Origin of the sequence: Pseudomonas sp. D1-1 (genome assembly GCF_051132225.1) — a bacterium.
In the GTDB taxonomy this organism is placed as follows: Bacteria; Pseudomonadota; Gammaproteobacteria; order Pseudomonadales; family Pseudomonadaceae; genus Aquipseudomonas.
The window spans coordinates 4,620,189-4,631,802 of record NZ_CP071676.1; the positions used below are offsets into that span (position 1 = coordinate 4,620,189).

The 11,614-nt window shown below is 59.4% G+C and carries 12 protein-coding genes; 5 read left to right on the forward strand and 7 right to left on the reverse strand.

Annotated elements, in window-relative coordinates; translation table 11 throughout:
• The first annotated feature begins 380 nt into the window (after window positions 1–380).
• The 5 genes from J3P86_RS20745 (at window position 381) to fdxA (ending at window position 5,101) form a co-directional block, all read left to right on the forward strand.
• Window positions 381–656 carry a DUF6124 family protein gene (locus tag J3P86_RS20745; protein ID WP_434698758.1) on the forward strand — a complete coding sequence of 92 codons (276 nt, stop codon included), beginning with the start codon at window positions 381–383 and terminating at the stop codon, window positions 654–656.
• A 257-nt stretch (window positions 657–913) separates the two neighbouring features.
• The gene (locus J3P86_RS20750) at window positions 914–1,672 is read left to right on the forward strand and encodes a zeta toxin family protein (protein ID WP_434628722.1); all 759 of its coding nucleotides are present in this window, start codon (window positions 914–916) and stop codon (window positions 1,670–1,672) included.
• Entirely contained in the window at window positions 1,669–1,836 is a 168-nt protein-coding gene (locus J3P86_RS20755) for a hypothetical protein (protein ID WP_305499122.1), read from the forward strand. The genes J3P86_RS20750 and J3P86_RS20755 overlap by 4 nt, the downstream gene beginning before the upstream one ends.
• A gap of 229 nt (window positions 1,837–2,065) precedes the next feature.
• The gene (gene mutS / locus J3P86_RS20760; RefSeq protein WP_434628719.1) at window positions 2,066–4,633 is read left to right on the forward strand and encodes a DNA mismatch repair protein MutS; all 2,568 of its coding nucleotides are present in this window, start codon (window positions 2,066–2,068) and stop codon (window positions 4,631–4,633) included.
• A gap of 144 nt (window positions 4,634–4,777) precedes the next feature.
• Window positions 4,778–5,101 (forward strand): ferredoxin FdxA, encoded by a 324-nt coding sequence (gene fdxA / locus J3P86_RS20765; RefSeq protein WP_003184854.1) that lies wholly within the window; start codon window positions 4,778–4,780, stop codon window positions 5,099–5,101.
• Window positions 5,102–5,589: 488 nt separating this feature from the next.
• Here fdxA and rpoS read toward each other — a convergent pair whose 3' ends face one another.
• From rpoS to fghA, 7 genes are all read right to left on the reverse strand, one after another.
• The gene (gene rpoS / locus J3P86_RS20770; protein ID WP_003198289.1) at window positions 5,590–6,597 is read right to left on the reverse strand and encodes an RNA polymerase sigma factor RpoS; all 1,008 of its coding nucleotides are present in this window, start codon (window positions 6,595–6,597) and stop codon (window positions 5,590–5,592) included.
• 106 nt (window positions 6,598–6,703) lie between these two features.
• Entirely contained in the window at window positions 6,704–7,549 is an 846-nt protein-coding gene (locus J3P86_RS20775; protein WP_305499117.1) for a peptidoglycan DD-metalloendopeptidase family protein, read from the reverse strand.
• A gap of 226 nt (window positions 7,550–7,775) precedes the next feature.
• A complete protein-coding gene (locus J3P86_RS20780) occupies window positions 7,776–8,411 on the reverse strand; it encodes a protein-L-isoaspartate(D-aspartate) O-methyltransferase (RefSeq protein ID WP_161796107.1) in 636 nt (211 codons plus the stop codon).
• 41 nt (window positions 8,412–8,452) lie between these two features.
• Window positions 8,453–9,202 carry a 5'/3'-nucleotidase SurE gene (gene surE / locus J3P86_RS20785; protein WP_305499115.1) on the reverse strand — a complete coding sequence of 250 codons (750 nt, stop codon included), beginning with the start codon at window positions 9,200–9,202 and terminating at the stop codon, window positions 8,453–8,455.
• Complete coding sequence (gene truD / locus J3P86_RS20790) at window positions 9,190–10,248, reverse strand: tRNA pseudouridine(13) synthase TruD (protein WP_434698759.1); 1,059 nt, start codon at window positions 10,246–10,248, stop codon at window positions 9,190–9,192. Before truD ends, surE begins: the two co-directional genes overlap by 13 nt.
• A complete protein-coding gene (gene ispF / locus J3P86_RS20795) occupies window positions 10,245–10,718 on the reverse strand; it encodes a 2-C-methyl-D-erythritol 2,4-cyclodiphosphate synthase (RefSeq protein ID WP_305499111.1) in 474 nt (157 codons plus the stop codon). Before ispF ends, truD begins: the two co-directional genes overlap by 4 nt.
• 43 nt (window positions 10,719–10,761) lie before the next feature.
• A complete protein-coding gene (gene fghA / locus J3P86_RS20800; protein ID WP_434698760.1) occupies window positions 10,762–11,607 on the reverse strand; it encodes an S-formylglutathione hydrolase in 846 nt (281 codons plus the stop codon).
• Window positions 11,608–11,614: the final 7 nt, after the last annotated feature.

Consider the following 11,614-nt stretch of genomic DNA (forward strand, 5'->3'; position numbering starts at 1 on the left):
TCCCTCGCCACGGGATTTGCCCTACACAGTTCTAGGAAAAACCTCCCACCCCGTCCTTCAAATGCGCATCGCGAGACTACGTTGCCTTGCGTCTCTGCCTACAACTACGCCAGAATCCGCCGGCTTGTGCGCCTTGGGCCCCACCGGTACTTTTGATCTTGTCACTGCCCATCAGTGATCGGGTTTAGTAGCCCGGCATTCCAAGACGTACATCGCTCCGCTCAGCCAGGTATTTTTACCTGCGCTCAATGGTAGCTGTGCGCAGGGCGCCCTCGGGCGCGCCGGTTTCTTGGATCCCCGGTCTACTAACCTGCGTACAGCTGCCGCCCATCTCGTTTAGTAGCGGATTGGTAGTGGCTCCAACTCAAGGATCCAAGACCATGTCCAAACAGATACCAAATCCCCTCGAAGATAACCTCAAGCCGAAAGCCGACGAGGAAAGATCCGATACCCTCTACCTTATTGCTCCCAACATCGACACCGAATGCCTGCTCGCCAACCTCAGCGAAACCCTGGCCTCGGCCAACGCCATGGTCAGCGATCTCGCGTTTGACCTGGAAGGCTCGCGACGACATATCGCCCTAGGGATCCTCCAGATGATCGAGCTGAGCCAGTTGCTGGCGAATCGGGCATTGGATGTGGTGGATCCCAGATAAAACAGGCCGATTCGACGAGAACAAAAAAAGCCTGCATGTCGCCAGGCTGTTCATTCAAGAAGGACAACCCCCTATGGCGAGGCGGCTTGCTCCCGCCGGGTTACGCGGTTACCCCGTTTCTAGCGGCCGCTGCGCCCCCAAAGCGGGAGCAAGCTCCCCCGCCACGTCGTTATCAACTATAAATGGGCAGCAATAAGCACAAAGAGGCCTGGGGAGTTCGATACAAACAGTCAGACCATCGAAAAGGGATCGGATTAATGACGGAGAATGCCGATACACGCAGCCGGCTACTGGCCTCAGCAGACCAAGCCGTCCATGAAGACGCATTGCGCTTCGCTCGGTCCAATAAAAAAGCAATCGCGAAGCGACTGACAGATAAGGCTCTTTATCCGCCAGAGGAAGCGCCCGTGTCAGTTTTTATGGCAGGCTCTCCGGGCGCCGGTAAAACCGAGGCATCAATAGCGTTGGTGAATCTGTTCGCAGATTCAGCGATCCTACGCATAGACGCAGATGAGCTACGAAGCGAGTTTCCAGCTTACGCTGGAGCAAACTCCTGGCTTTTTCAGGGAGGAGTTTCGATTCTGGTCGATAAAATGTTGGATTTCGCATTGGATCAAAGGCAGTCCTTCATCCTTGATGGAACGTTTTCCAACATAGACGTAGCAAGACGAAACGTAGATCGCTCCTTGAGAAAAGGCCGATTCGTACAAATTCTTTATGTATATCAGTCGCCTGTACTCGCCTGGGGATTCGTTAATGCTCGCGAGGCGGCCGAAGGCAGGAGGATCCGCAAAGAACATTTCATCAAGCAATATTTCGCCGCACGTGACGTAGTGAACGCGCTTAAGCTAGAGTATCGCGGCGATGTCCATGTGGACCTGTTACTCAAACATATCGACAATTCGGGACGACTTTACAAAGCTGGTGTCGATAAAATTGACTACCATATCCCTGAGCAACACACGCGGGCCGACCTAGAGGCCATGCTCGAGCCACCATCAGGAGGGCACCTATGATTTCGATCAAGCTGGGCTTGTCCAAAGGAACCAAAAGCACCTTTGCCGATTTTATTCGTAATGCTAAATCGGACCAAAAAAAACGTGTTTATAGCGAGGTTTTGACAGAGGCTACCAAGCAGCAAAACCTGGTGATGATGCAGGCCGAGGCGAAACGAGGCTGATATCAAAATTCAAGAGAAGCCCGACTACATGTCGGGCTTTTTGTTGCCAGATTTACCTGGCCAGAGGGTTTTCCGCCACATTCTGGGACAACAATCGAAGCCACTCATCCCTGGGTCGCACCAGACCGCCCATGTTAACCTTGCGCCCATCGCGGAAAAGCCGGGCCGATGCCCCTCCTTTTGCCCCACACCTTTCAACGAGCTTTGCCTGACACCCATGAATACAGCCGTGAACGACCTGTCCTCCCACACGCCGATGATGCAGCAATACTGGCGCCTGAAGAACCAGCACCCCGATCAGCTGATGTTCTATCGCATGGGCGACTTCTACGAGATCTTCTACGAGGACGCGAAGAAGGCCGCCAAGCTGTTGGACATCACCCTGACGGCGCGTGGGCAATCGGCGGGCATGGCGATTCCGATGTGTGGGATTCCTTACCACGCGGCGGAAGGCTACCTGGCGAAACTGGTCAAGCTGGGCGAGTCCGTGGTGATTTGCGAACAAGTCGGCGATCCGGCCACCAGCAAGGGCCCGGTGGAGCGCCAGGTCGTGCGGATCATCACCCCGGGCACAGTCAGTGACGAGGCATTGCTGGATGAACGTCGGGACAACCTGATCGCCGCCGTCCTCGGCGACGAGCGCCTGTTCGGCCTGGCCGTGCTGGACATCACCAGCGGCAACTTCTCGGTATTGGAAATCAAGGGCTGGGAAAACCTGCTGGCGGAACTGGAGCGGGTCAATCCGGTGGAGTTGTTGATCCCGGATGACTGGCCCAAAGACCTGCCAGCGGAAAAACGCCGTGGCGTACGTCGCCGGGCGCCGTGGGATTTCGAGCGCGACTCGGCGTTGAAAAGCCTCTGCCAGCAGTTTTCCACCCAGGACCTCAAGGGCTTCGGCTGCGAGAACCTGACCCTGGCCATCGGCGCCGCCGGCTGCCTGCTGGCCTACGCCAAGGAAACCCAGCGCACCGCCCTGCCCCATCTGCGCAGCCTGCGTCACGAACGCCTGGATGACACGGTCGTGCTGGACGGCGCGAGCCGACGCAACCTGGAACTGGACACCAACCTGGCCGGTGGCCGCGATAACACCCTGCAATCGGTAGTCGATCGCTGCCAGACCGCCATGGGCAGCCGCCTGCTGACCCGCTGGCTGAACCGACCGCTGCGGGACCTGACGGTACTGCAAGCACGCCAGTCTTCCATTACTTGCCTGCTGGACCGGTATCGTTTCGAGCAGCTGCAACCGCAGCTCAAGGAAATCGGCGATATCGAGCGGATCCTCGCGCGGATCGGCCTGCGCAACGCCCGTCCTCGCGACCTGGCGCGCCTGCGCGACGCCCTCGGCGCGCTGCCCGAACTTCAGCTGGCGATGACCGACCTTGAAGCACCTCACCTGCAGCAGCTGGCGTGCACCACCAGCACCTACCCGGAACTGGCCGCGCTGCTGGAAAAAGCCATTATCGACAATCCGCCAGCGGTAATTCGGGACGGCGGCGTGCTGAAAACCGGTTACGACGCCGAACTCGACGAGCTGCAATCGCTGAGCGAAAACGCCGGCCAATTCCTGATCGACCTCGAAGCCCGGGAAAAGGCCCGTACCGGCCTTGCCAACCTCAAGGTCGGCTACAACCGCATCCATGGCTACTTCATCGAGCTGCCGAGCAAGCAGGCCGAGCAAGCCCCGGCCGATTACATTCGCCGCCAGACCCTCAAGGGCGCCGAGCGTTTCATCACGCCGGAACTCAAGGCTTTCGAAGACAAGGCCCTGTCAGCCAAGAGTCGTGCCCTCGCCCGGGAAAAGATGCTCTACGAAGCGCTGCTCGAAGACCTGATCAGCCAGCTCCCACCGTTGCAGGACACCGCCGCCGCCCTGGCGGAACTGGACGTGTTGAGTAACCTGGCCGAACGCGCGCTGAACCTGGACCTCAATTGCCCACGCTTCGTCAGCGAGCCGTGCATGCGCATCAGCCAGGGTCGTCACCCGGTGGTCGAGCAGGTATTGACCACGCCGTTCGTGGCCAACGACCTGAGCCTGGACGACAATACTCGCATGCTGGTGATCACCGGTCCGAACATGGGCGGTAAATCCACCTACATGCGCCAGACCGCGCTGATTGTGCTGCTGGCTCACATCGGCAGCTTCGTCCCGGCGGCCAGTTGCGAACTGTCCCTGGTGGACCGGATCTTCACCCGGATCGGCTCCAGCGATGACCTGGCCGGTGGGCGTTCGACCTTCATGGTGGAAATGAGCGAAACCGCGAACATCCTGCACAATGCCACCGAGCGCAGCCTGGTGCTGATGGACGAAGTCGGTCGCGGCACCAGCACCTTCGACGGCCTGTCCCTGGCCTGGGCGGCCGCTGAACGTCTGGCCCAGTTGCGCGCTTATACGCTGTTCGCCACGCACTATTTCGAATTGACGGTGTTGCCGGAGAGCCAGCCGCTGGTGGCCAACGTCCACCTCAACGCCACCGAGCACAACGAACGCATCGTGTTCCTTCACCACGTACTGCCCGGCCCGGCCAGCCAGAGCTACGGCCTGGCGGTGGCACAACTGGCCGGTGTGCCGAGCGACGTCATCACCCGCGCTCGCGAGCACCTCAGTCGCCTGGAGACCACCAGCTTGCCGCACGAGGTACCGCGCCCGACCAAAGGCAAACCGGCCGCGCCGCAGCAAAGCGACCTGTTCGCCAGCCTGCCGCATCCGGTGCTCGACGAACTGGCCAAGCTCGACCTCGACGACATGACCCCGCGCCGGGCGCTGGATTTACTCTATACATTGAAGACACGGGTCTAACGCACAGGCTTTCAAGCTGTTAGAATCTCGCGCGGTTTGGGATGCTGTGGCCTATTAGCCTGGGTTTGCAGACAATCGCTCCCGAACCTCGCGACCCCTACCGTGATGGGGCTTCGCCGCAGCCGCCTGAGGAGAGAATTAGAAATGACCTTCGTCGTCACCGACAACTGCATCAAGTGCAAGTACACCGACTGCGTAGAAGTCTGTCCGGTGGACTGCTTTTACGAAGGCCCGAACTTCCTGGTCATTCATCCGGACGAGTGCATCGACTGCGCCCTGTGTGAACCGGAATGCCCGGCGAACGCCATTTTCTCGGAAGACGAAGTGCCGGCCGGTATGGAAAACTTCATCGAGCTGAACGCCGAACTGGCGGATATCTGGCCGAACATCACCGAGAAGAAAGACGCCCTGCCCGACGCCGAAGAATGGGATGGCAAGCCTGGCAAGATCGCAGACCTGGAACGCTGATTACCCAGCGTTCGCTGAAAAGGCCCCTTGCGGGCCTTTTTGCTGCCTGGAACAAAATCGCGGGCAAAAAAAAGGGGCGGTTTGACCCGCCCACATTTTTTCCATAATCCCTTTAATCCTTTTCATCGTCCTGATGAATCGCGTCCTGCGATGTCCTTCCTGTCCCATCGTCCTTGACGGGTGTGTCTGTCCGTCGACACAGGATTGATATTAGTGTTTTCCCAAACGAGTGCAATGCCTCGGCGGCGCTCCGCCGGCACTGTCACGAGCCATTCACACTTATGAAAATCTTTTAAAAACAGTTAGTTGCATGTTTATGAAACGCTTTATTAGCAATCTGTCCCATCGTCGTGGAACCGAACGCTTACGTAACACTAGGCAAAAGCTTACAAACTGAAGCTACAAAATGGGCTGATGAGAAGTTCTCTCTGCGGCAAAAGCAAAAGCCCCGAACTCAGTCGGGGCTTTCTCTGCTGCGCTTGCCTGATTTACTGGAACAACGACTCGCTAGACAGGCCGTTCTTCTCCAGGATCTCCCGGAGGCGCTTGAGGCCTTCGACCTGGATCTGCCTGACCCGCTCACGGGTCAAACCAATCTCCAGACCCACGTCTTCAAGGGTGCTGCTTTCATGACCGCGCAAGCCGAAGCGGCGGATCACCACTTCCCGTTGCTTGTCCGTGAGCTCCGAAAGCCATTGGTCGATGCTTTGGGACAAGTCATCATCCTGGAGCAACTCGCATGGATCGGTCGGACGATCGTCGGTAAGGGTGTCGAGCAGCGTCTTGTCCGAGTCTGGCCCCAGTGAAACGTCAACCGATGAGACCCGCTCGTTGAGACCGAGCATGCGCTTGACCTCGCCCACCGGTTTTTCCAGCAGGTTGGCGATTTCCTCGGGTGAAGGTTCGTGATCGAGCTTCTGGGTCAACTCGCGGGCGGCTCGCAGGTAGACGTTGAGCTCCTTGACCACGTGGATCGGCAGCCGGATGGTCCGGGTCTGATTCATGATCGCCCGTTCGATGGTCTGGCGGATCCACCAGGTCGCATAGGTCGAGAAACGGAAGCCGCGCTCGGGGTCGAACTTCTCGACGGCGCGAATCAGGCCCAGGTTGCCCTCTTCGATCAGGTCCAGCAGCGAAAGCCCACGATTGACGTAGCGTCGGGCGATTTTCACCACCAGGCGCAGGTTGCTTTCAATCATGCGTTTTCGACCCGCCGGGTCGCCACTTTGCGACAAGCGCGCAAAATGAACTTCTTCCTCGGGGGAGAGCAATGGTGAGAAGCCGATTTCGTTGAGGTACAGCTGAGTGGCGTCCAGCGCCCGGGTGTAATCGATGTACTTATGTTGTTTAAGTGAAGCGGAGTGTTTGGATTTGGCACGAACGGAAGGTGGAGTCGCCCCTTCATCATTCGACATCGAATCCATAGCGATGCCGGTCTCCATAAGGAGGACCTCATCGTCGATGTCAAACTCCGGCACTTCTTTACTGAGAGCCATTGTTATAGTCCTTTGGTGAGTTCGACCTCAAGCTCAAGCGACGCCCTTATCCTTGGCAACGCTGGAGCCTGTTCCCTCTACGCGACGGAACAGGCTGACAAGCAAATCAACGACGTGGCAGGAATTGCAGCGGATCCACAGGTTTACCTTGTCGGCGAATCTCAAAATGCAGTTTCACTCGATCCGTACCCGTTGAGCCCATTTCGGCAATTGTCTGTCCGACCTTGACCTGCTGCCCCTCCCGAACCAACAGCCTGCGGTTGTGACCGTAGGCACTGACGTAGGTATCGCTGTGTTTGATGATCACGAGTTCGCCGTAGCCCCTTAAACCACTCCCGGCGTACACGACCGTGCCATCAGACGCTGCCAAAACAGGCTGTCCCAAATCCCCGGCGATATCAATTCCTTTATTCAAACTACCGTTTGAAGAGAATTTTCCAATGAGAACGCCATTAGAAGGCCATCCCCAGCCGGTCGGGGCGGGGCCCGCCGGAGGCATCGGAGCGGGTGCCGGCTTGTTCGCGACGGACGGTACAGTCGCCGTTGCGGCACCGGCCGGACGACGGATAACCGTGGTTTTGCTCGAGGATGACGGGGTCGAACCCGACTGCGTCACGACCGCGGTAGGCGTTGAGGCACTGCGACCGTCAAAGCGAATTGTCTGACCCGGATGGATCGTATAAGGCGCAGGAATGTTGTTGCGAGCCGCGAGGGCTTTATAGTCCCAGCCGTAGCGAAACGCGATGGAAAACAGCGTATCGCCGCGACGGACTACATACTGACCGGTCGTCACTGTAGGCCGCTGCGGTGTCGCATTGTTGCGATCGACCACCCGGACATTACCCGACGGAGTACTGGAACAACCGACCAGCAAGGTACTCAAGAGAAGGCCAGTCACCAGGCGCTTGAAGCTCGTGATACCCATACGCTGCGCAATGACTGTGAGACTCACCCGCCGCTCCCTTTGTGGTGGCTGAAAAAATTGCACACTGCCTGTCCAGGCAGAAATATTGCCCCGTGGCGAGCCGACACCACGCTTCTATAAAGGAAGCGCGAAAAGCTGCCGCACACGTTTGCTCGACGCTGTTGAACGCTGTTTGGCAAACCAGCGCTTGTCGAACAGCTGCTGCCGTAAGACACATGTCGTGCCCCGGAATTCAGCGTCTGTCTATAAATGCTCAGGCCAATGGCCCGTTGAGCAACGGCACGAAACGCACCGCCCCGAGGACGTGTCGTGAAAAACCGTGTTCTTCACGCACAATCAACATCAGTTGCTGGACTTCGCCCGCACCCACCGGAATCACCAGTCGCCCGCCGGGAGCGAGTTGGTCCAGCAGAGCCTGGGGAACATCGGTGGCAACGGCCGTGACGATGATGCCGTTATAAGGCGCCAGCGCCGGCCAGCCTTCCCAACCGTCGCCCCAGCGAAACACCACGTTGCGCAGGTTCAGCTCCACCAGGCGCTCCTTGGCGCGATCCTGCAGGACCTTGATTCGCTCCACGGAAAACACCCGCTCCACCAACTGCGACAATACCGCGGTCTGGTAACCCGAGCCCGTGCCGATCTCCAGCACCTTGTCCAGCGGCCCCGCCTCCAGCAGCAACTCGCTCATGCGAGCCACCATGTAGGGCTGGGAAATGGTCTGGTTGTGGCCGATCGGCAACGCCGTGTCTTCATAGGCGCGATGGGCCAACGCTTCATCGACGAAAAGATGACGCGGCGTACGGCGAATCACCTCGAGCACCTGGGCGTTGGACAAGCCTTCTTCGTACAGCCGCTGGATCAACCGTTCCCTAGTCCGCTGGGAGGTCATGCCAATTCCGCGGCGCAGCATATCGTCTTGTTCACGACCCATCAGCGCAGCCCCTCCAGCCAGCCATCGAGACTTCGAAAGGCATCGTTGAAAGTGCGATCGAGCTGCAAGGGTGTGATCGAGACATAGCCCTGCATCACTGCATGGAAGTCGGTGCCAGGCCCGCCGTCTTCGGCATCGCCGGCGGCGGCGATCCAGTACCCGGCCTTGCCGCGCGGGTCGACGACATGCATCGGCCTGGCAGCCCGGGCGCGGTGACCCAGGCGAGTGAGCTGGATGCCACGGATATGATCAAGCGGCAGATTCGGGATATTCACGTTCAGCACCGTACGCGGCGGCAGGTCCAGCTCGCCGTGGGCCTGCACCAGTTTGCGGGCGAAGTAGGCGGCAGTGGGCAAATTGTCGACCTGCCGTGAAACAAACGAAAAGGCGAACGACGTATGGTTGAGGAAACGACCTTCCAGGGCGGCGGCGACCGTTCCGGAATACAGTACGTCATCGCCCAGGTTGGCCCCCAGGTTTATCCCGGAAACCACCATGTCGGGCTCGCGCTCCAGCAGGCCGTTCAGGCCCAGGTGCACGCAATCGGTCGGCGTACCGTTGAGGCTGATGAAACCGTTGTCCAGGTAGCAGGGATGCAGCGGACGGTCGAGCGTCAGCGAGCTGCTCGCGCCGCTTTTGTCCTGGTCCGGGGCGATGACCACGCACTCGGCAAAATCCGCCAGCGCAGCATAAAGCGCGGCAAGACCGGGTGCTGTCACCCCGTCGTCGTTAGAAATCAGAATACGCATGGGCTGTCCGTCTGCCCCACCGGCACCAGATCGACGAGTTCGCGCACCAAGACAGTGGCGAAACATCCGGCCGGCAGGACGAATTCCAATTGCAGAATGTCAGGCGAGGGATAATGCCACGACAGCCCGCCAATGGGCAGTCGCAGGATGCGACGTTCGTGACTCATTCCCGCGTTTATCAACCAGTCCCGCAGATCGGCCTCGTCCGCGGCGATGGCTTGCTCCAATTCGAAGGTTGCCCCGGCGGCGGGCGAAGGTCCTTCGCCCCACTGCGGCCCGGTCGGGTGCAGATCGAGAATGGCCAGGCGCGGATCGCTGCACTCAGCCTTACCGGCTGGGAAAAAACTGCGGCTGTCGGTAAAGGCGAGCAAGTCGCCCACCTGGGCTTGCCGCCAGGTACCGTCGGCGACTCGCGCCGCCAGCACCCGGTTGAACAGAAAGCTGCGCGCGGTGGACAACAGCCGAGAACGCACGTTGCGCTGCTCCGGCAAAGCCTTGCGCGCCGCCCAGGCACGGGCATCGACGACGTTGCCGCCGTCATGGCCAAAGCGCTGGGCACCAAAATAATTCGGAATGCCTTGAAGGGCGATGTGTTGCAGACGTGTCTCGATGGCCTCTTTGTCGCCCGAGAACTGGGTCAGGCGCAAGGTAAAGCCATTGGCCGAGTGCGCGCCGCGCTGCAGCTTGCGTCTGTGGCGTGCGGTCTTGAGGATCTTCAGCGTATCGTTTTCTGCCGTCGACAGGTCTGGGTCGGCCTTGCCGGGCAATTGCACGCTGAACCATTGCCGGGTCAGGGCCTGACGATCCTTGAGCCCGGCGTAGCTGACCGTGCGCAAAGGAACGCCGGCGGCCTTGGCGATTCGCCGGGCAGCCTCCTCGGTATTCAAGCCGCGTTTTTCCACCCAGATCCACAGATGCTCGCCATCACCGGACAACGGGATATCAAGCACTTCGTCGACCTGGAAATCCTCGGCGGTAGCCTTCAGTACCGCACGGCCCAATGTCTCACCGTAGGCCCGCGGGCCCAAGAGTTCCAGTTCGGTCATGGGCGCTGCAACAAGGCGACGGAATGGACGGCGATGCCTTCTTCGCGACCAACGAAACCAAGCTTCTCGGTCGTGGTGGCCTTGACGTTCACCTGGTCCAGCTCAACCTGGAGATCCTCGGCAATCCGCTGGCGCATCGCTTCGATGTGCGGCGCCATCTTGGGGGCCTGGGCAATAATGGTGTTGTCGACATTGGCGACTACCCAGCCCTTGGCGTGGATCAACGCGACCACGTGGCGCAGCAGCACGCGGCTGTCGGCGCCCTTGAATTGCGGGTCGGTGTCCGGGAAATGCTTGCCGATGTCGCCCAGGGCAGCCGCGCCGAGCAGAGCGTCGCTCAAGGCGTGCAGCAACACGTCACCGTCAGAATGCGCAAGCAGCCCGAAGCCGTGTGCGATACGCACGCCGCCCAGAGTAATGAAGTCGCCTTCAGCGAAACGGTGAACATCGTAGCCGTGGCCAATACGCATAAAAAAACGCCCCGATTTTTGTCAGGGCGTGATTCTACCTGCATTAGGCGTTCAGAGCGCGCGCATGATGCTGCAAGTGATCATCAATAAAGCTGGCGATGAAGAAATAGCTGTGGTCGTAGCCTGGTTGCAGGCGCAACTCCAGCGGATGACCGGCCACTTTGGCCGCCTGCTGCAAAGCTTCGGGCTTGAGCTGATTGGCCAGGAAATCATCGCGGTCACCCTGATCCACCAGCAGTGGCAGCTTTTCCTGCGCCTCGGCAATCAATGCACAGGCATCCCACTCACGCCATTTCGAGCGGTCTTCCCCCAGGTAACGGGAAAAAGCCTTCTGCCCCCACGGGCAATCCATCGGGTTGTTGATTGGTGAAAAAGCCGACACCGAACGGTAACGCCCAGGGTTGCGCAAGGCGCAGACCAGCGCGCCATGGCCGCCCATGGAATGACCGCTGATGCCGCGTTTATCCGAGGCAGGGAAATGTGCTTCGACCAAGGTCGGCAATTCCTGCACCACATAATCATGCATCCGATAGTGCCGCGCCCAAGGATCCTGCGTGGCGTTCACATAAAAACCCGCGCCCAGGCCGAAATCCCAGGCGCCGTCCGGATCGCCCGGCACGTCGGCGCCGCGGGGGCTGGTGTCCGGCGCGACGATGATCAGCCCCAACTCGGCGGCCATGCGCTGGGCACCGGCCTTGTGCATGAAGTTTTCATCGGTGCAGGTCAGTCCGGACAACCAGTACAGCACCGGCAGCTTGCCGCCCTGCTCGGCTTGCGGCGGCAGGTAGACGGCAAAGACCATGTCACAACCGAGCACTTCGGAACGGTGGCGGTAACGTTTGTGCCAGCCGCCGAAGCTTTTCTGGCAGGAGATGTTTTCCAGGCTCATGACCGAC

Bases quoted from the DNA above. Each gene is read 5' to 3' on its own strand.
- J3P86_RS20745 (WP_434698758.1), top strand. From the start codon at position 381: ATGTCCAAACAGATACCAAATCCCCTCGAAGATAACCTCAAGCCGAAA.
- J3P86_RS20750 (WP_434628722.1), top strand. From the start codon at position 914: ATGACGGAGAATGCCGATACACGCAGCCGGCTACTGGCCTCAGCAGAC.
- J3P86_RS20755 (WP_305499122.1), top strand. From the start codon at position 1,669: ATGATTTCGATCAAGCTGGGCTTGTCCAAAGGAACCAAAAGCACCTTT.
- fdxA (WP_003184854.1), top strand. From the start codon at position 4,778: ATGACCTTCGTCGTCACCGACAACTGCATCAAGTGCAAGTACACCGAC.
- rpoS (WP_003198289.1), bottom strand. From the start codon at position 6,597: ATGGCTCTCAGTAAAGAAGTGCCGGAGTTTGACATCGACGATGAGGTC.
- J3P86_RS20780 (WP_161796107.1), bottom strand. From the start codon at position 8,411: ATGACCTCCCAGCGGACTAGGGAACGGTTGATCCAGCGGCTGTACGAA.
- surE (WP_305499115.1), bottom strand. From the start codon at position 9,202: ATGCGTATTCTGATTTCTAACGACGACGGGGTGACAGCACCCGGTCTT.
- truD (WP_434698759.1), bottom strand. From the start codon at position 10,248: ATGACCGAACTGGAACTCTTGGGCCCGCGGGCCTACGGTGAGACATTG.
- ispF (WP_305499111.1), bottom strand. From the start codon at position 10,718: ATGCGTATTGGCCACGGCTACGATGTTCACCGTTTCGCTGAAGGCGAC.
- fghA (WP_434698760.1), bottom strand. From the start codon at position 11,607: ATGAGCCTGGAAAACATCTCCTGCCAGAAAAGCTTCGGCGGCTGGCAC.